Origin of the sequence: Arthrobacter pullicola (assembly GCF_014836875.1) — a bacterium.
Taxonomy (GTDB): Bacteria; Actinomycetota; Actinomycetes; order Actinomycetales; family Micrococcaceae; genus Arthrobacter_B; species Arthrobacter_B pullicola.
In genome coordinates this window covers 462551-479366 of sequence record NZ_JACSQC010000001.1, presented here as the reverse complement: position 1 = coordinate 479366, position 16816 = coordinate 462551, and the positions used below count along the sequence as shown (strand labels likewise).

Below are 16816 nucleotides of genomic sequence, written 5' to 3'. Positions count from 1 at the left end.
CGTGGGGCTGGGCTTAGGCGCCGTGAAACTAGTTTCTGGCCCAGCCGCAGATGCCGGGAGTCTCTTCCGGTGCTGCCGTCTCCGCGTAACCCCGGCCGCCGGGCGCGCTTTCGCAGAACTCTTCAGCAGCGGCCTTGCTGAAGCTAATAACGGGCGCCGACGCCGCGACGAGCAGAAGCACCACAGTACAGACGGACAACGCCCATGCCCGGCGGTCCGTCGCGGCCCGCTTCATCAGGACACCGGTGACGACCGCGGCGAGCGCTGCCGCAAGGAAGGGCAGGGACGTCGCCACCTGGGACCACACGGCACCTGATCCCGCAATAGACGACGCAAAGGTGACCAGGGAGAACAAAACGACGAAAAGTATGGGGAGGAAGGTGAGAATGAGCACCCAGAGCACCAAGAGGTCCGGCTTGTTCGAGCGGACGCGTGTATCGCGGCTCATTTCCCCGTGCCCGGAGCGGGGCGCGGTTCGGCGATAGCGGCGTTCTGCTGGGCCGCGCGGCACAGCTGCTCCTCGCGGGACTCAGGGCTGAGCTCATTCCATGCCCGGGTTTGGCTCTCGATTTCAGCTGCGGAGCGGCCCATGGCTCTCATCTGCTCAGGCGAAACCAACACGCTGTTCTCGGGACCCATCAGGTTCCTCTGATCCAGCGCCGCGCCCGGACCATTTGCGTAGTCCGCAGAACATGCCATGAACGGTTCGTACACGGCTGTCTCGGGATCATCTATGACCTCAGGAAACTCTGTGGCCGATCCCGGCATGACGGCAAGTTCCGCATCCGATGCGCCGGAGATGGATTCGGCCGTGAATTCATCGGATTCGAGACCGGACAAGGTACCAATCCCGAGGGCAAAGCCACCCACGATCGACAGGCCAACGACCATTCCTACTGACGGTCTTTTGATCATTGCGGCTCCCCCGAACCTTTTCTGTCACACTCCACCGGCGCAACGAGCCGAGTCTAGCGGACGGTCAGGGAACTCCCGCTCAGTAAGCTCAATGCATGCACATCCGTGGTCCGTTCTAACGCCCCAGGACAGTTTCGATCTGGACCTTTGCGCCGAGTGGCAGCCCCGCGACTTGGATCGTTGTACGGACCGGGTATGGCTCTTGCAGATACTTCGCGTAGGCAGCGTTGATGGCTCCGAAGTGTTTGTAATCCTCGCTGCTACCGGCCTCGTGAGTGGCTGCGGACCAGGGCCCGAACACGGACACGTCGCTGTCGAGATTAGATCCATGCTGCCCGCCGCGCAGAGCGGCACGTATGAGGTCCGCGTGGTTGGGCCGGACGGCGCACCGATTTTCTCAAAGGCCATGCAGTCTGGCGATAGCCTCTCACACCCAAATATCCCATTGGGGTGGGTGTCTATCAGCGCGGACCCTCTGTGCACCGTCGAGGCTGAACTCACTCCGGATCAACCTGCAATGGGGCTCATCGTGGATGGTTCGGATTGCACTCTGACCGACGGAAAGGACGCCCAAGGCTCCCCATGAACGCGCGGGGCGATCCCTCAGCGGACATTATCCAGGAAGCGGGGCTGCCCAGTATTTCTGCACGTTTGCCGCCGCCGCCCCCAGTTGATCGCCAGCGATGAGAACGGATTCCTCCTTCATGCCAAGCTCATCCCATTGCGCCACGAGTCGGGTGTCCCCGCCGAGCGGCAACGGCCACAGCCAGAATTTGTTCGAACCGTACAGCTCCTCGTCATTGCCTGAACCCCCGCCACCTCCCACCGGCATCAATACCGGTCCCGTCATTGGTTCCTCTCCTCCAACCATCCCTAGATCCAACTGAGCGATCGTCGTCTTCCGTCCGTCGGGAAAGGCGGCGCCGAACCGGAGGGCTCCGTCGCGGCCGTATTCCGAATCCCTCCTGTAGGGGCCGAAAATCAAGCACTGGTCAGTTACTCTGCTCCAGCCGCTGTCTGACTCGTCCCCCCCGGCGGACGGACCATACGACCTCAATCAAACAACCCGTGGAGAAAACTTCGACACTTTTTGCGGCCATGACCATCTGAGCGGACCGATGAAAGAACTTCCCCCAACGGAACAACTGCGGGCAATTCGTCAGATGGCGGAGCAGCCCAGACGGGTGGCACGGGCTTCGGCTGGCGTGGCCTCTCGGGCCGGGCAGGAAGGTCATCGAAGAAGGACATCTCATCATCCTTGCACCACCGTCAATACCGAGCGCACCAACACCAAAAGGGAATCTCTTGGGGTCGCGTCTGGCCTGCAAGTTCACTGATTCCAGATGCGCGTAACTGACCTCGAAACAGAGATTAGGAGTGCTGCCCCAGGAACTCGCGGACGACGGCGCTGATCAGCGCCGGACGCTCGGCCAGCAGGCCGTGGGTGGCACCGGGGACGATGCACAGCTGCGCACCCGGAATGGACGCCGCGATGAGCAGGCTGTGGTCCGGACGGATGGTGTCCCGGTCCCCGGACATGATCAGCGCTGGAGCCTTGATCGCGCCCAGCTCCGCAGGGTCGATGTGCGGCTCTTCAGTCCAGAGCCGGAACAGCTTGGCCAGGACCGCATCGGCGTGGGCCGGCCCGTCCGGAGACAGCCGCTCGTAATGCATCCGCTCGACATCAGGCTTCGGCTCTTCCGTGGGCGCTTCATGCACCGGGGGCCCGAGCACCGGCAGCCCGCCGCCGTCGTCGTCGGATCGTTTAAATGCTGACGGGTCCAGGTTCGCGCTGATGGCGATCAGGGAGCGGACCCGTTCCGGATGGTGCAGGGCCAGCAGCAGTCCGAGGATCGCGCCGTCGCTGTAGCCCAGGACATCCACCGACTCCAGGCCCTCCGCATCGAGGTAAGCCACGGTGTCGGCGAGGCCGCGCTCGTAGCTGTAACCGTCGTCGATATCAGCCGACCGTCCGTGCCCGGGGCGTTCGAACGCGAAGACCTGCCGCTCCCCCGCCAGCGCGTCGGACTGTGCCCGCAGCGATTCCAGCGAACAGAATCCGCCGTGCAGGAAGAGGATGGGCGGCCCCTCGCCGGTCACCTCGGAATAGAGGTCGACGCCGTTGATCCGGTGGTAAGTCATGTGTTCCTGCCGTCGGGTTGGCGCCGGTTTCAACCCATCCGGCGGCGGGCTTTGTGACCGTCGGATATTACCATCGGGGCAATTATTTCCCGCTGAACACCGGGAACCTGCTCGACTTCCCATAGTCCTTCATCTGCAGACCATGGAGGGTGTCCATGTCCTGCTCGGAAATGACGAAGTCGACCTCGGCGTTGCTCCTCATGTGCTCCGGGTTCGCCGTCTTGGGTAGCGGGACGGTTCCGAGCTGGAGCACATAGCGGATGCAGAGCTGGGGCACGGACACCCCGTACCGGGCAGCAAGCGCCGCTACGGCCTCATTCTTCAGGATCTCGCCGTGGGCAATCGGTGAATAGGCTTCCACCAGCATGTTGTTGTCGGTGCAGAAATCCAGAAGATCGTCCGGGGTGCTGCCCACATGAACCAGAATCTGGTTGACCTGTGGAGGAACAGTGCACGCCGAAAGGATGTTCTCCAGGTCCGGCTGTTCAAAATTGGAGACGCCGATCGAGCGGAGCTTACCGGCGTCGTGCGCTTCCTCCAGCGCCCGCCAGGCTTCCCGGTTGCCCTCCGCGTAGGAGCCGCCGCGCCAGTCGTTCCATGGCTGCGGACTGTGGATCAGCATCAGGTCCAGATAGTCCAGGCCCATCACGCTGAGGGAATCGTCGATGGCTGTGACCGCGTCCTGGTAATCCTTGATCTCCGCCGCCAGCTTGCTGGAAACGAACAGCTCTCCGCGCGGCACCCCGCTGCTGCGCACCCCCTCCCCTACCGCGTGCTCGTTTCCGTAGGCCTGCGCCGTGTCGATGTTGCGGTACCCAATCTCGATGGCGTCCCGCACGGCCTGCGCCGCGGCGTCGGCGGGGATGAACCAGGTGCCGAGTCCGAGCTTCGGGATCGGCAGTCCGTTGGCCAGCGTGTAGGTCTCGTTCAGGATCATGGGTCCTGCTCCTCGCGGAATTGGGAAACTGGGGCCTTCCTCCGCCATGGTCCTCCGGTTTGCCAGCCAGGGGAATGGTTGGGGGCGGCCCGGCAGCTTCCATTGACAACCTCTGCCGGCCCCTGTTGCCGCGGCCTGTCCCGCATGCTTGCATGGGAGGGGCAACGGCGCGTCAGCACGTTCCAGGGAGCACACCATGGACGCAGAAAGTCAGCCCACCCCGTCCCGCCGGGAGCAGGCCGAGGCAACCTATGCGCGGCTGTTCGGTCCGCGGGACCGGGACGCCCACCAGGACGATCCCGAACTGATGGAGATCCTGCGCGGCTTCATTTTCGGCGACGTTTTCGGCACCGGCGTACTGGATGACCAGACCCGGGAACTGATCACGGTCACCGTCCTGGCCTGCCTGCAGACCCTGCCGCAGCTGAGCGCCCACACCGCCGCCGCGCTTCGGGTGGGCGTACCGCCGGTGCAAATCCGTGAAGCGGTCTACCAGCTGGCACCTTTCATTGGCTTCCCGCGCACCCTCAACGCCGTCGCCGCAATGAATACGGTGTTCCGTGATCACAGCATTGAGCTGCCGCTGCCGGCACAGGGAACGGTCGACGACGCCGCCCGGTACCAGCGCGGACTCGCCGAGCAGGAGCCGCTATACGGCACGGAAATCAAGGACAACCTCGCGGACCTGCCGCAGCCGTTCAACGAGGCCCTCCCCCGGTTCCTGACCGAATTCTGCTTCGGGGACTTCTACACCCGCGGCGGCCTGACCGTGGCACAGCGGGAACTGCTGGTCCTCTGCGCCCTCGCGGCCATCGGCGACACCTCGGCCCAGCTCGGCCCGCACGGCCGAGCCTGCCTCCAGGTCGGCAATTCCAAGACGGTGATCATCGCGGCCCTGGTTCACTGCTTCCCGTACGCCGGCTTCCCCCGGGCGGTGGCTGCTATCCGTGCGGTGAAGGATCTCTAGGTCCGGTACCTGGATCCGCCACGATGGGCCAGCGAAGGCGCGACCGGCTCCGGTGCCCGCCACACCACGATCAGGACGGTGGCGATCGGCCCCAGCAATATCGACACGAGGAACCAAATCCACCGCGACCGGTTCTTCTGCTCAGCCAGACCGGCATTGATCACGGCCAGCGTGAACCAGAATGTGCCTGAACTAACGTATTCATCCATCGGGCCACCCAATCACAAAAAACGGGGAATCCTGCAGCCCACCAAATCAAACGGACAGCGCCGGCACCTGGCTGGGAGACACACCGTAACGCTGCCGGAAGGCGCGGCTGAAAGTACCGGGGTCCTGGAATCCCGACGCCAGGCACGCGGTCTGCACGGCAGACCCCTGCGCCAGCAGGGTACGGGCATGTTCCAGCCGGGCTCGGCGGATTTCTGCCGCAGGTGACGTCCCGGCCTCGGCGAAGATGGCCTGCACCGAACGGACCGAAAGGTGCGCACCGGCGGCAAGTTCCGCCGTCGTGAATTCCGGATCCGTGAACCGGGCTTCGATGGTGCGGAGCATGGACCCGCGGAGCTCGCCCCGGACCTGCACCGCAGGCGTCCGGGGCGCCGGCCCGCGGCTGCGCAAGTCCCGCACCATCTGCGTCTGGGCCCGCGGCTGGGGGCTGAAGCTCAGGAGCGTGCCGAGGCGGCTCCCCATACTGCGGGTGGTCCATTGCACCGGGCGCGCGTCCCCGGAGCGGGTCACAAACCACTCCGACGCCAGGGCGGAGCCGCCCGAGCCGACAATCGGGCACTCGTGTTCCGGGTACGGGGATCCGTCCGGGCGGCGGCAGTGCAGGAGGTCATGGCTGGGACCGCCGACGACGTCGTCCTCGCCCCGGTAGCCCAGGAAACGAATGGCAGCCTTATTCGCCAGGGACACGAGTCCCTGGTGGTCGATGACCCACAGCGGAACCGGCGCCTCCCGGACCACCTGTGTCAGCAGATCCATCTCCGGTCCCTTCCTGTGGTCTTCAAACGGCCCCCAGTTCTACACCGTACGAAGCCTGGAAGGCGGACCCGTTGCCTGGTTGTTTCGCGCAGGTAAAAGGGTGGGCTCGCTGCGTTTTTTGCTGACTGGTCTTCGCAAAAAGCCTGGGTTGCGTGTTCGTCCGCCTTCTACGTTGATGTCTCGGCAAGTGCCGGAAAGCAACTCAGGAGGAGATCGACATGACCAATTGGAACGCGACCCGAGACCAGGCCACGCTCAAGGTGCGCAGCGCCGTCGCCCGTTCGGAGTCTTCCTGGGCTGAGCTTGCCGAGCAGCTGGACCGGCCGCTGCTCTGGACCATCGCCGCGCTGCTCGGTTCGCACCCCGTGCCGGCCGACCTGGCGGAAAAGGCGGGCGAACTGCTGGAGCTGGACGCGGAAACCGTGCTGGCCCTGCAGGAACAGCCGTACCGCATTGCCGGGGATTCGCTGAAGGACGATCCCACGATTTACCGCTTCTACGAACTGCTTGCGGTGTACGGCCCGGCGCTGAAGGAAGCCATCCACGAAGAGTTCGGCGACGGCATCATGAGCGCGATCAACGCCAACGTCGAACTGATCCGGCGGGAGGATCCCGACGGCGACCGCGTGCGCGTGATCATCGACGGCAAGTTCCTGAAGTACCAGTGGTAGGGGGACGGCCATGAGCTATGTGATTCCGAAGGATTTTGCGGTCCGGATGATCGACGCCGGGCACTCCAAGGTGATGCTCTCCACCCGGGACACCCTGATCCGCAGTTACATGGCCGGCGCCATCCTGGCACTGGCTGCGGCGTTTGCCGTTACGGTCAGCACCCAGACCGGGTCGCCCCTGCTCGGAGCGCTCCTGTTCCCCGTGGGTTTCTGCATGCTGTACCTGATGGGCTTCGATCTGTTGACCGGGGTGTTCACGCTGGTGCCGCTGGCCTGGCTGGATAAACGGCCCGGCGTCACCTGGAATTCGATGCTGCGGAACTGGGGGCTGGTGTTCGTGGGCAACTTTGCCGGCGCCCTGACCACTGCCCTGCTGATGGCGATCGTCTGGACCTACGGCTTCTCGGCCGAGGTGAGCGAGGTGGGCCAGGCGATCGGGCACCTAGGTGAAGGGCGAACCGTGGGCTACGCGGAGCACGGCGCCGCCGGCATGCTCACCCTGTTTGTGCGCGGGGTGCTGTGCAACTGGATGGTGTCCACCGGCGTCGTCGGCGCGATGATGTCCGACAGCCTGCCCGGCAAAGTGATCGCCATGTGGATGCCGATCATGCTCTTCTTCTACATGGGCTTTGAGCACTCGGTGGTGAACATGTTCCTGTTCCCGATCGGCCTGATGCTCGGCGGCGAGTTCACGCTGATGGACTACCTGATCTGGAACGAGATCCCCACCGTGCTCGGCAACCTGGTGGGCGGCCTGACCTTCGTCGGCCTGATGATCTACGGGACGCACGCCCGGACGGCGCCGGGCCGGCAGTTTGCGGCGAAGGTGAAGGTTTAGGTTCACAAGTACGACGACGGCGCGGGCCGGCACCGGGAGTTGGGGCTCCCAGGTGCCGGCCCGTTCCGTCGGTCGGGTTCTGGGCCCTCCCCCCCCCATCTGCCCGCCGAGAACTGGCAGGAATTATGCTCAGCGCCCGCCAACCGGACCCGCCGCCCCTATTGTGCGGCGGCTATCTGCTGGACACTGAAGACATTGGCCCGGGGCCACAGTGCCGGTGCGCATCGGCCCGAAGTTCCGGGACGCCGCTGCCCACAGCCCTCCGATGAGGACGATCAGGCGGATCCAGGTACCGGAAAGGCATTCCGATGAGACTTCCTTCTCCCTCACGGCGGGCTTTCTCCACAGTTCTCGCCGCCGTCATTCTGCTTCTCCTCACGGGGACCGGCGCATTCGCTGCTTCCCCGGCATCCAGCCCGCAGTCTGTATCCACTGCTGTAGCGAACGACGGGTCCGGCCCGCAGTACTACAGCGGACTGAACATCGAAGTCCGGGACGACGTTTCCGGGGACGTGTACGCGTCTGGACAAAGAATCACGATCAGCGGAAACGTCACAGGGGATGTGATCGCGGCCGCCCAGACGATCACCATCACCGGAAACGTTGACGGAAACGTGCGCCTGGCCGGTCAGGACGTGACCATCAGCGGCGACGTTTCACGCAGCGGCACCATCTTCGCGTCGACTGTCGATGTGACAGATACCGGCTCCTTCGGGAACGATCTGGTGGGCGCCGCGGGTGATATCTCCATCGCCGGCGCGATCGGCCGTGATGTCCAGGTCGGCGTCGGGGACCTGACCATCGACGGGACTGTCGGCGGCAACCTGACGTACAACTCCAACGAAGATGCGGACATCGCCGACGGCGCGGTCAGTGGCACCATCGAGCGCATCGCGCCGCAGCCCGACCGGGAACCGTCGCCGGGGGAAAAGTTCGTTGGCTGGCTCCTCGGGCTGCTCTATGCGCTGGTCGCCTTGAGCCTCATCACGGTGCTCGCCGGCTGGCTCTTCCCCCGCCTGCTGCAACGTGTAACCGACCGCTTGGTGCCCCAACCGTGGAAAGCCCTGCTGGTCGGTTTCGTGGCATCGATCGCCATTCCGTTCGCCGTGCTGATCCTTCTGGTCACGGTCATCGGGGCGCCCGTCGCGCTGGCAATCCTGCTGGTATGGATCACGCTCACGCTCGCAACCTTCGTCTTTGCTGCCTATTACATAGGCAGGCTCATCTTCCGTGGGAACCAGCATCCGGTGATCAAGGCGCTCGTCGGAGGCCTCATCCTCATCGTTGCGCTGCATGTTCCGTGGCTTAACATCCTCGTCTGGCTGGCGATGGTGTTCTTTGGTCTCGGTGCGCAGCTCCTGGCGATCTATGACAGGCGTCCCTGGCGGCGCGTTCCGCCGGCCGTCGACCAGCCGCCCGTCCCCCGTGGCAGCGCCGCTTAGGGCCGGTCCACGAGGATCCATGCAGCGCCGTCGGGCGGGAGGAGCCCTTCCGGAGTCAGCGGCGAAGACGCGAGCAGGACAGTGCCGTCCAGCAGCGGGACTGGTTCATCGCCCATCGACACGGCAAGGAGGAACTGCTGCCCGCGTGCGCACAGCAGCAGCCCGTGCTCGCCGACGCGCCATTCGCAGGCATCACCGGGCGCGAAGATCTCCTTCTCCAGCAACTGCCCGCGCAGCCGGAGCGCGTCGGTGACCAGGTGCAGGGTCGAATCCGGATCCTTCCGGTGCGCCTCCACGGACAGCGAGCCCCAAGCGGGCGGCGTTGGCAGCCACGGGGCCGCAGTGCCGGCGGAAAAACCGTACGCGTTACCGGGTGCAGTGGTCCACGGCAACGGCACGCGGGCGCCGTCGCGGGACACGCCGCCGCGGGCCCACATGGGATCCGCGCGGGCGTGCAGGGGCACCTCGACGTCGGGCAGGTTGAGTTCCTGACCCTGGTAAATGTAGGCACCGCCGGGCAGCCCTAGGATAGCGAGCAGACCCGCACGCGCGCGGCGGATCCCGCGTTCTCCACCACCGAACCGGGTCACGGACCGGGGAACATCGTGGTTCTCCAGTGCCCAGGTCGGCGGCGCGCCGTGGGCCCTGCGGGCAGCTTCCAGCTCGGTCCCGACGGCGGCCCAGGCCGCGGCATCCCAGCCCAGCTTCACGAAGGCATAGGCGAAGGCCTGGTGCATCTCATCCTGCCGGGTGTACCTGGCAGCACGGTCCGGTGCCAGGTTCACCTCACCGACAAGGATCCGTTCGGGCGTGTAGGTTTCGGCGAGCCGGCGCCAGCGCCGGTACACCTCGTGCACGTCCTCCTGGTCGGAGACCTGCGGGTTGGAGCGCAGGCCGTCGACGACGGCATCGGTGCCTGCAGCGTCCGGCAGGCCGTCGGCCTTGAACAGGGCGTGGGCCACGTCAATCCGGAGGCCGTCCACCCCCTTGTCGAACCAGAACCGGAGCACGGCTTCGAAGTAGTCCCCCACTGCCGGGTTGCGCCAGTTCCAGTCCGGCTGCTCCGGGGAGAAGAGGTGCAGGTACCATTCCTGGTCCGTTTCGGAGCCGGGATTCGCCCGGCTCCAGGCGCGGCCGCCGAAAACGCTCTGCCAGTTGTTCGGCGGGGCACCGGCGTCGTTCCCGGTCTCGAAGTGGAACATTGCCCGTTCGGGCGAGCCCGGCCCGGCGGCGACGGCGGCCTGGAACAACGGATGCTCCGACGAGCAGTGGTTGGGCACCACGTCCAGGAGAACCCGCAGCCCCAGGGCGTGCGCTGCTTCGAGCAGCCCGTCGAACTGCTCCATGGTGCCGAAGAGCGGATCCACGCCGCAGTAATCGCTGACGTCATACCCCTGATCCACCTGCGGAGAGGGCTGGAACGGGGTCATCCAGATGCCGTCCACACCCAGCGACGCGATGTAGGGCAGGCGCTCCAACAGCCCGGCGAGGTCGCCCACCCCGTCGCCGTTGCCATCGGCGAAGGACCGCGGGTACACCTGGTAGATGACGGCATCCTGCCACCACCCGGTCCGCTGTCCGCGGACCGCCGAGCCGGTCATTTGGTGCCTCCAGCGGTGAGGCCTTCAACGATGCGGCGCTGGAAAATAAGGACCATGATCACCAGCGGAATGGTGACGATCACGCCCGCTGCCATCTGCTCGCCGAAGGGCGCCTGGAACTCCGTGGCGCCGGTGAACTTCGAAATGGCGACGGTGGCGGTCTGCAGTTCGGGGTTATTGATCATCGAGAGCGCGATGATGAACTCGTTCCAGCTGTGGATGAACGTGAGGATCGCCGTCGTAAAGACGCCGGGGGCGGCCAACGGCAGGAGAATCTTCCGGAACGCCTGCCACTTGGTGCAGCCGTCGATCATCGCGGCCTCCTCCAGATCGAAGGGGAGCGCTTTCATAAAGGTCGTCAGGTTCCAGACCGCCAGCGGAATGGCGAAGGACAGATTAGGCACAATCATCGCCTGGTAGGTGTTGATCCAGCCTATGTCCGTGAACAGGCGCAGCAGCGGCACCACCACGGAGATGCCCGGGAACATGGAGGTCGCGATGACGAGCCCGAGGATCACGGATTTGAACCGGAAGTTCAGCCGCGAGATGGCATACGCGGCGAAGATCCCCAGGACCAGGGCCGCCGTCGTCGTAATTCCGGCGACAATCAGGCTGTTCAGGAGGGCCTTGCCAAACAGTGTGGATCCGTCGAAGACCTTCAGGTAGTTCTCCACGGAAAACGGTTCCGGGATCAGGGTGTTGTCGAAAATGTCTGCCGTGCGGCGGAAGCTTGAGACCAGCATCCAATAGAACGGCGAGAGGCAGTACACAAAGATGGCCCCGAGGCCGGCGTACGTGAGGTAGCTTTTCCAGCCGCGTTTTTTGGCTGGGCGCTGCGGAGCGTCGTCGGAGGAATCGGTGCGGGTGAGCAGGGGAGTTTGGGTCATGAGACTGCCTTTGCTTTCCGGGAAGCCCTGCGGAGGGTGCGCAGCTCCTTGGTCCCGGCGACGTCAGCGCCGAGGAGTTTTACAAAGACGATCGCCACCACAGCCACGTAGAGGAACAGGATGATGGCGAACGCCGACGCCGACCCGTAGCGCAGCTGGTTTGATTCGTCCCAGGCCAGCATCGAGAGGGTTTCGACGGATTGTTTGCCCGGGCCGATCAGCACGAACGGCAGGTCAAACATTCGAAGGGCATCGAGGAGCCGGAAGAGCACGGCGACGAGCAGGGTCGGTTTGACGAGCGGAAGGGTGATGGAACCCAGCTGCCGCCACCAGCCGGCACCGTCGATGCGGGCGGCCTCGTACACCTCCCCCGGAATAACCTGCATACCCGCAAGGACCAGCAGCCCGATGAACGGTGCTGTCTTCCAGACTTCGGCGATGATCACTGCCGCCTTTGCCTGAAATCCTTCCGCGGTCCAGAGGATCTCCGTGCCGATCAGGGTGTTGGCGATGCCGTCCGATTGGAAGATCCAGCGCCACAGCAACCCGGAAACGGCGGTGGGGATAGCCCACGGGATGAGGATGCTGGCACGCAGGAGGCCGCGGCCGCGGAACGCCCGGTTCATGGCCAGGGCGAGGCACAGGCCAAGCACGGTCTCCAGGGTCACTGTGGTGAGGGTGAAGAACGTGGTGTTGCCCAGGGCGTTGAGGAACCGTTGGCCGGACTCCCCCACCAGGAGGTCGGTGTAGTTGGCCAGCCCGACGAAGCTCTCCCCCTCGGCGACGAAGCCGTTCTCATCCAGCCCGGATTCTTCCCGGAAGAGCGACTGGTAGAGGGCGGACACCAGAGGGTAGGCGATGACCAGGCCCAGGACCAGCAGGGTGGGAGACAGCAGCAGCGCCGCCATCCTGCCTTCACCGCTGGTGCGGCCGCCTGGCTTGGGTTTTTTGGGAGGTTGGCCGTCGGGACGGCGCGGAGGCGCAGCGGTAATGGTACTCATGGAGTTCCTAACTGGGCGGGGGGACGGGAATCAGGCCGGAAAGCGGCCGCCAACACCCGGCGTCGGCGGCCGCCTTGCGGGCTATTCGGCCGAAAGTTCTTCGAGCTTTGCCTGCATGTCGGAGAGGGCGGTCTCTGGATCCTTCTGCCCGGTGAGTGCCGCGTACGCCTCTTCCTGGATGGCCGTCGTCGTCGCCCCATATTTGACGACCTGCGGCCTGGCCTGCGCGTTCTCCAGCGATTCCAGGAGCGTCGGGTAGAACGGGCGCTTTTCGACGACGGCGGGATCCTCCAGCAGCGAGGGGTAGACCGGCGCGCGCGAGCTCTTGTCCAGGCGGGCCTTCGACTCTTCCTCACTGGTGAAGAACTGAATGAAGTCCAGGGCCGTTGCCTTGTTCTGCGTGAACGGGGAAACCGCGAGGTTCCGGCCGCCCAGCGTGGAGACGCCCGGGTTGTCGCCGATGCCGGGCACTGAGCTGATGCCGAATTTGTCCACGACGGCGCTGGAGCCGTCCGTGGCGGTCAGCGAGGAGTAGACGAAGGGCCAGTTGCGCAGGAACACCAGGTCACCTTCCTGGAAAGCGCGGCGGCCCTGCTCCTCGATGTAGGTGATGGCGTCGCTGGGAACAAGGCCGTCGTTGAAGGCGTCAGTGAGCTGGGTGAGGCCGGCGAGGGCCTCGGGGGTGTCCACCGTGGGGGTTCCCTCGTCGAAGAGCTGGCCTCCGGCAGACCCGACGGCCTCGGTGAAGTTCACCGTCAGGGCTTCATTTTTGTCGAACTGTCCCGCGTAGCAGGACATGCCGTCAGCCTCCGCGAGGGCCAGTACCTTCTCACACGCGGCCGTCATTTCCTCCCAGTTCGTGGGCGGGGCATCGATGCCGGCCGCCTGCAGCAGGTCCGTGCGGTAGTAGAGCAGGGCGCCGTCCGTGTAATACGGAGCGCCGTAGAGGGTGCCGCGGTAGGTGGCGGTCTCCACTGCGGCAGGGACCATGCTGTCGGTCGGCAGTGCGTCCTGGGGCATCGGCATGATCCACCGGTTGGCGGCGAACTCGGAGGTCCAGACGACGTCCAGGTTCAGGACGCTGAAGGTGTCCGACTCGATCTGGGCGTTCTGCACCAGCTGCTGGCGCTGCTGGTCCGCGGAATCGGGCAGCTCGATGAACGTCACCTGCTCATCGGGGTGCTCGGCGTTCCATTTGTCGATGGTGTCCTGCGCGGCACCGGAGGCGTCCCGGGAGGAGACGTAGTTGATGGGTCCCCGGCCTTCGAACGCGGCGGCCGCGTCCTGCCGCGCTTCCGGGGACTCGGCACCGCCGCCGCAGCCGGTGAGTGCCAGGGCGGAGACGGTCAGTGCTGCCGTTCCGAGAAGAATCTGCCGGTAGTGGCGTCGTTGCCTCATGCTGTGCTCCTTAGAGTGGTGCGTTGCGCTTACAGTTCCTGGCTGGGCTGGTGCTGATTTTTGGGCGGTCCGGTGGATCCGCGGGCAATGATGGAGTGCGGCACAATGCGCGGTCCAAGGTTGCGGGCGCGCAGCAGTTTCCGGACCGCTGCCCGTCCCATCTCCTCCAAGGGCTGGGCGACGGTGCTGAGCGGCGGGTGGACGTGCTGGGCCGTGGAGGTGTTGTCGAAGCCGAGCACCGAAACGTCGTCCGGAACGCGGCGGCCGCGTTCCTGCAGTTCGTTGACGGCGGCAGCTGCCATTTCGTCGCTGACGGCGAAGATGGCGGTGAGGTCCGGATCCTGCCGCAGCAGCTCATCCAGGCCCGGGGCACCGCTGTCATAGAAGAACGTGCCGTGCGCGACGACGGGCGGGTGGCCTGCCTCCGCCATGGCCCGTTCGTAGCCGCGCTGCCGGGGGTGGGCCACGAACACCGACGCCGGATCTCCGGCGAGCAGGCCGATGCGCCGGTGCCCCAGGGACAGCAGGTACCGGGTGGCATCGTAGGCGGCCCGCTCGTCATCAATGGAGACGCTGGGAGAGCCGGACCTGTCGCTGATGGCCACCGAGATGATCGGGATGTTCGGGCCGAGGATCTGCCGCGTTTCCTGCGTGATCACGGCGGAAATGAGGATCACGCCTGCTGCCCGGTAGGTCCGCAGCGTCCGCAGGTAGCCGTCAATAAAGATGGACTGCAGTCCCGTCCGGCCCAGCATGACGGCGTAGCCCTGCTCGCGTGCTGCCTCCTCGACGCCGCGCATCACTTCGGAGGCAAGCGCGTCGGAGACCATGGGGGCAAGGAGCCCGATAACCGATGTCTGCCGGGTCTTCAGCCCGCGGGCCATGAAGTCGGTCTCATAGTTGAGGGAGGTGACGGCTTCTTCGACGCGGCGCCGGGTTTCCTCGGAGTAGCCCACGAGTCCGTTGACCACGCGGGACACGGTCGCCGGAGATACGCCGGCATGCTTGGCGACGTCCCTGATGGTAACCATGGCCCTCCTCTGTTCGGACTTCCGTGTGGACGCAAACGGTTTACGTAAACGATTGCGCGATCTGCGTCACACCCTAAGCAGATATTTCTGAGATCCATGATGTTTCGTAAACAGGGGCGAAAAGATGTCTGGTTTCTGGGGCAGGTTCTCCTCCTGCGGGGATCGTCCTTTAGGGTTGGCCGTGCCTCACGCCTGCCAACAGAAACCGAGTGAACCGCCCATGCCAGCGCACCATTTCAGTCCGCAGCTCCACCAGTCCACGGCCCCCTTCTCGCACTTCGCCCGGCACGGCGCGACTGGCTATACGGCTGGAATTATTGGCCAGCGGGCCGACGACGGATCTCTGGTCTCGGAAGATGTTGCGGCGCAGTGCGAAACAATGATGAAAAACCTGAGAACGCTGTTGGAAGAACTCGGCTTGAGCCTTTCGGATCTCCTGCGAACAACCATTTATCTGACCGATTACCGAGACTTCGAAACAATCAACGCTGTCTACGCCAGCTATGTGCGTGAACCCTTCCCTGCCCGGACAACAGTTCAGGCAGCGGCACTACCCCTCGGCGCGAAGGTCCAGATCGACGCAGTCATCGCCCTCCGGGATACGGGCTCTTCTCCTGACGGAAGCGTCAGCGGACCTGCGAATCCGTGAAGCCAGGCGTCTTATCTTCAATCGGCGGGAACGTTCGCAAGACGACCAATTCCGGGACCCGCTCTGCGGGACTGTCCCGCAGAGCGTGCCGGGGGCGACGGCTGGTCCTTCCCCCCGCCGTCGGGCTCTCCCAGCACGGTGCGCAGCTGCTGTTTTATCCGCGACAGCCGTGACCGCGCGGTTGATGGATTGATCCCCAGGACGGCCGCTGCCTCGTGGGACGCCAGGCCGTCCCAGTAGGTCAGCCGGACCAGCTCGGCGTCCTCCTCCGGCAGGCGGTCGAGGGCATCCCGCACCTCCAGGGCTGTGTCGTCCAGCGCCGGTTCGCTCAAGAGCCGCATATCTTTCACCAGGCGCTCAACTGCAGCGGAGCGGCGGGCCAATTTGCGGCGGGAGTCCCGCAGGACGTTGTGTGCGGTGGTGAACAGCCACATCCGGCCCTGGGTTGGATCCGCCGGGACCCGGCGGCGCAACTTCCACGCGGTGAGCAGCAATTCGCCGTAGGCTTCCGCGGCATCGCCGTGGTTCAGCAGGCGGCGTTGGAAGTACCGCAGCAAGTCCTCGGCATTGGCGCGGACGAGCTCACCGATCAACGACGCCGTCTCGCTCGCGTTACTCACTGGCAGCCCTGCGTCATGCTGAACAGGCTCACGGGGCCTTGTCCTTCCGGGGTTCGCAGGCCTCGGTTTTCCATCTCCGCAAACAGGAGGGCGGCTACGGTCCCGTGCATGGCGAACTGTTCGATCAGTTCCGGGCTGTTGTGCAGGACGCCGGGGGTGCCGTCGCCGAACGGCTGGTCGTTTTCGGCCTCCGCGCGAGCTCGCGCGGCGGACGTGTCCAGAGTGTTGAGGTCGAGTCCCGCGACGAACTCACGGGCGGCGGCCACTTCCGGCGCATCGTCTGGAACCCCGTCCGGCTCAACTCTGAGACCGGAGTAGCAGGTCTGGCCGTATGGTCCAGGGAACTGGTAAACGCTGTCGGCTGTCCACCCCCAGGGGGTCTGCAGTCCGTTGCCGGCCACAGCGACTGTTCCTCCGGCTGCGAGCACGGCGGAAGCCGCCGCGCCGGCCGCCCAGATGCGAAGGCTCCGCTGACGCCGTCTCCGCGCTCCTTCCAGGATCCGCGTACTGTGCTCAGCCAGCCCCAGCGGCTGGGATACGTGCGGGGCCGCTGCCCGGATCCGGGCTTCCAGGTCGAGATCATTCATGAGGGTGCCGCCTTCCTGACAGAAGCTTTACCCATACATGGCCGCAGGCCCCGCGATTGTCCACGGGTGTCCACAGTTTCTTCGGATCGCTCAGTTCAGCGGTATGGCCCAGTTCAGTGGTCCAGGGACACCTTCTCGTGGCCGTC

20 protein-coding genes are annotated in these 16816 nt (G+C 65.1%); 5 read left to right on the top strand and 15 right to left on the bottom strand.

What is annotated here, in order from left to right; genetic code table 11:
* Nucleotides 1-28: 28 nt before the first annotated feature.
* From H9638_RS02305 to H9638_RS02280, 6 genes are all read right to left on the bottom strand, one after another.
* A complete protein-coding gene (locus H9638_RS02305) occupies nucleotides 29-448 on the bottom strand; it encodes a hypothetical protein (protein WP_191745557.1) in 420 nt (139 codons plus the stop codon).
* Nucleotides 445-915 carry a hypothetical protein gene (locus tag H9638_RS02300; protein ID WP_225216881.1) on the bottom strand — a complete coding sequence of 157 codons (471 nt, stop codon included), beginning with the start codon at nucleotides 913-915 and terminating at the stop codon, nucleotides 445-447. Before H9638_RS02300 ends, H9638_RS02305 begins: the two co-directional genes overlap by 4 nt.
* A gap of 115 nt (nucleotides 916-1030) precedes the next feature.
* On the bottom strand, nucleotides 1031-1216 hold the full coding sequence (locus H9638_RS02295; protein WP_318241767.1) for a Rid family hydrolase: 186 nt from the start codon (nucleotides 1214-1216) through the stop codon (nucleotides 1031-1033).
* A 312-nt stretch (nucleotides 1217-1528) separates the two neighbouring features.
* Nucleotides 1529-1765, bottom strand: a complete 237-nt coding sequence (locus tag H9638_RS02290; protein WP_191745555.1) for a hypothetical protein — start codon at nucleotides 1763-1765, stop codon at nucleotides 1529-1531.
* 521 nt (nucleotides 1766-2286) lie between these two features.
* Nucleotides 2287-3057 (bottom strand): alpha/beta fold hydrolase, encoded by a 771-nt coding sequence (locus H9638_RS02285; protein WP_191745554.1) that lies wholly within the window; start codon nucleotides 3055-3057, stop codon nucleotides 2287-2289.
* Between the two features lie 82 nt (nucleotides 3058-3139).
* Nucleotides 3140-3994: an aldo/keto reductase gene (locus tag H9638_RS02280; RefSeq protein ID WP_191745553.1), complete on the bottom strand. Its 855-nt coding sequence runs from the start codon at nucleotides 3992-3994 to the stop codon at nucleotides 3140-3142.
* A gap of 196 nt (nucleotides 3995-4190) precedes the next feature.
* Here H9638_RS02280 and H9638_RS02275 point away from each other — a divergent pair, with 196 nt between their 5' ends.
* Nucleotides 4191-4961: a carboxymuconolactone decarboxylase family protein gene (locus H9638_RS02275; RefSeq protein WP_191745552.1), complete on the top strand. Its 771-nt coding sequence runs from the start codon at nucleotides 4191-4193 to the stop codon at nucleotides 4959-4961.
* On the opposite strand, the gene H9638_RS02270 is transcribed toward H9638_RS02275, so the two are convergent.
* Nucleotides 4958-5170 (bottom strand): hypothetical protein, encoded by a 213-nt coding sequence (locus H9638_RS02270; protein WP_191745551.1) that lies wholly within the window; start codon nucleotides 5168-5170, stop codon nucleotides 4958-4960. The genes H9638_RS02275 and H9638_RS02270 overlap by 4 nt on opposite strands.
* A 46-nt stretch (nucleotides 5171-5216) precedes the next feature.
* The gene (locus H9638_RS02265; protein ID WP_191745550.1) at nucleotides 5217-5945 is read right to left on the bottom strand and encodes a helix-turn-helix transcriptional regulator; all 729 of its coding nucleotides are present in this window, start codon (nucleotides 5943-5945) and stop codon (nucleotides 5217-5219) included.
* Between the two features lie 218 nt (nucleotides 5946-6163).
* Between H9638_RS02265 and cynS the strand changes: the two genes are divergently transcribed.
* The 3 genes from cynS to H9638_RS02250 all read left to right on the top strand — a co-directional run bounded on the left by cynS (nucleotide 6164) and on the right by H9638_RS02250 (nucleotide 8896).
* A complete protein-coding gene (gene cynS / locus H9638_RS02260) occupies nucleotides 6164-6616 on the top strand; it encodes a cyanase (RefSeq protein ID WP_191745549.1) in 453 nt (150 codons plus the stop codon).
* A gap of 10 nt (nucleotides 6617-6626) precedes the next feature.
* Nucleotides 6627-7454: a formate/nitrite transporter family protein gene (locus H9638_RS02255; protein ID WP_191745548.1), complete on the top strand. Its 828-nt coding sequence runs from the start codon at nucleotides 6627-6629 to the stop codon at nucleotides 7452-7454.
* A gap of 308 nt (nucleotides 7455-7762) precedes the next feature.
* Nucleotides 7763-8896 (top strand): polymer-forming cytoskeletal protein, encoded by a 1134-nt coding sequence (locus H9638_RS02250; RefSeq protein WP_191745547.1) that lies wholly within the window; start codon nucleotides 7763-7765, stop codon nucleotides 8894-8896.
* On the opposite strand, the gene H9638_RS02245 is transcribed toward H9638_RS02250, so the two are convergent.
* The 5 genes from H9638_RS02245 to H9638_RS02225 all read right to left on the bottom strand — a co-directional run bounded on the left by H9638_RS02245 (nucleotide 8893) and on the right by H9638_RS02225 (nucleotide 14814).
* Nucleotides 8893-10497: an alpha-amylase family glycosyl hydrolase gene (locus tag H9638_RS02245; RefSeq protein ID WP_191745546.1), complete on the bottom strand. Its 1605-nt coding sequence runs from the start codon at nucleotides 10495-10497 to the stop codon at nucleotides 8893-8895. The genes H9638_RS02250 and H9638_RS02245 overlap by 4 nt on opposite strands.
* Entirely contained in the window at nucleotides 10494-11384 is an 891-nt protein-coding gene (locus H9638_RS02240) for a carbohydrate ABC transporter permease (RefSeq protein WP_191745545.1), read from the bottom strand. Before H9638_RS02240 ends, H9638_RS02245 begins: the two co-directional genes overlap by 4 nt.
* A complete protein-coding gene (locus tag H9638_RS02235) occupies nucleotides 11381-12385 on the bottom strand; it encodes a carbohydrate ABC transporter permease (RefSeq protein WP_191745544.1) in 1005 nt (334 codons plus the stop codon). Before H9638_RS02235 ends, H9638_RS02240 begins: the two co-directional genes overlap by 4 nt.
* Before the next feature lie 81 nt (nucleotides 12386-12466).
* Complete coding sequence (locus H9638_RS02230; RefSeq protein ID WP_191745543.1) at nucleotides 12467-13783, bottom strand: ABC transporter substrate-binding protein; 1317 nt, start codon at nucleotides 13781-13783, stop codon at nucleotides 12467-12469.
* Nucleotides 13784-13812: 29 nt separating this feature from the next.
* Nucleotides 13813-14814 (bottom strand): LacI family DNA-binding transcriptional regulator, encoded by a 1002-nt coding sequence (locus tag H9638_RS02225; protein ID WP_191745542.1) that lies wholly within the window; start codon nucleotides 14812-14814, stop codon nucleotides 13813-13815.
* Nucleotides 14815-15034: 220 nt separating this feature from the next.
* Here H9638_RS02225 and H9638_RS02220 point away from each other — a divergent pair, with 220 nt between their 5' ends.
* Nucleotides 15035-15463, top strand: coding sequence for a RidA family protein (locus H9638_RS02220; protein WP_191745541.1), 429 nt, complete (start codon nucleotides 15035-15037; stop codon nucleotides 15461-15463).
* Between the two features lie 17 nt (nucleotides 15464-15480).
* On the opposite strand, the gene H9638_RS02215 is transcribed toward H9638_RS02220, so the two are convergent.
* Nucleotides 15481-16083 (bottom strand): RNA polymerase sigma factor, encoded by a 603-nt coding sequence (locus tag H9638_RS02215; RefSeq protein WP_191745540.1) that lies wholly within the window; start codon nucleotides 16081-16083, stop codon nucleotides 15481-15483.
* The gene (locus H9638_RS02210; protein ID WP_191745539.1) at nucleotides 16080-16670 is read right to left on the bottom strand and encodes a hypothetical protein; all 591 of its coding nucleotides are present in this window, start codon (nucleotides 16668-16670) and stop codon (nucleotides 16080-16082) included. Before H9638_RS02210 ends, H9638_RS02215 begins: the two co-directional genes overlap by 4 nt.
* Between the last annotated feature and the right edge of the window lie 146 nt (nucleotides 16671-16816).

Excerpts from the sequence above, each read along its gene's own strand:
- H9638_RS02305 (WP_191745557.1), bottom strand. The coding sequence starts at position 448 with ATGAGCCGCGATACACGCGTCCGCTCGAACAAGCCGGACCTCTTGGTG.
- H9638_RS02300 (WP_225216881.1), bottom strand. The coding sequence starts at position 915 with ATGATCAAAAGACCGTCAGTAGGAATGGTCGTTGGCCTGTCGATCGTG.
- H9638_RS02290 (WP_191745555.1), bottom strand. The coding sequence starts at position 1,765 with ATGACGGGACCGGTATTGATGCCGGTGGGAGGTGGCGGGGGTTCAGGC.
- H9638_RS02285 (WP_191745554.1), bottom strand. The coding sequence starts at position 3,057 with ATGACTTACCACCGGATCAACGGCGTCGACCTCTATTCCGAGGTGACC.
- H9638_RS02280 (WP_191745553.1), bottom strand. The coding sequence starts at position 3,994 with ATGATCCTGAACGAGACCTACACGCTGGCCAACGGACTGCCGATCCCG.
- H9638_RS02275 (WP_191745552.1), top strand. The coding sequence starts at position 4,191 with ATGGACGCAGAAAGTCAGCCCACCCCGTCCCGCCGGGAGCAGGCCGAG.
- H9638_RS02270 (WP_191745551.1), bottom strand. The coding sequence starts at position 5,170 with ATGGATGAATACGTTAGTTCAGGCACATTCTGGTTCACGCTGGCCGTG.
- H9638_RS02265 (WP_191745550.1), bottom strand. The coding sequence starts at position 5,945 with ATGGATCTGCTGACACAGGTGGTCCGGGAGGCGCCGGTTCCGCTGTGG.
- cynS (WP_191745549.1), top strand. The coding sequence starts at position 6,164 with ATGACCAATTGGAACGCGACCCGAGACCAGGCCACGCTCAAGGTGCGC.
- H9638_RS02255 (WP_191745548.1), top strand. The coding sequence starts at position 6,627 with ATGAGCTATGTGATTCCGAAGGATTTTGCGGTCCGGATGATCGACGCC.
- H9638_RS02250 (WP_191745547.1), top strand. The coding sequence starts at position 7,763 with ATGAGACTTCCTTCTCCCTCACGGCGGGCTTTCTCCACAGTTCTCGCC.
- H9638_RS02245 (WP_191745546.1), bottom strand. The coding sequence starts at position 10,497 with ATGACCGGCTCGGCGGTCCGCGGACAGCGGACCGGGTGGTGGCAGGAT.
- H9638_RS02240 (WP_191745545.1), bottom strand. The coding sequence starts at position 11,384 with ATGACCCAAACTCCCCTGCTCACCCGCACCGATTCCTCCGACGACGCT.
- H9638_RS02235 (WP_191745544.1), bottom strand. The coding sequence starts at position 12,385 with ATGAGTACCATTACCGCTGCGCCTCCGCGCCGTCCCGACGGCCAACCT.
- H9638_RS02230 (WP_191745543.1), bottom strand. The coding sequence starts at position 13,783 with ATGAGGCAACGACGCCACTACCGGCAGATTCTTCTCGGAACGGCAGCA.
- H9638_RS02225 (WP_191745542.1), bottom strand. The coding sequence starts at position 14,814 with ATGGTTACCATCAGGGACGTCGCCAAGCATGCCGGCGTATCTCCGGCG.
- H9638_RS02220 (WP_191745541.1), top strand. The coding sequence starts at position 15,035 with ATGCCAGCGCACCATTTCAGTCCGCAGCTCCACCAGTCCACGGCCCCC.
- H9638_RS02210 (WP_191745539.1), bottom strand. The coding sequence starts at position 16,670 with ATGAATGATCTCGACCTGGAAGCCCGGATCCGGGCAGCGGCCCCGCAC.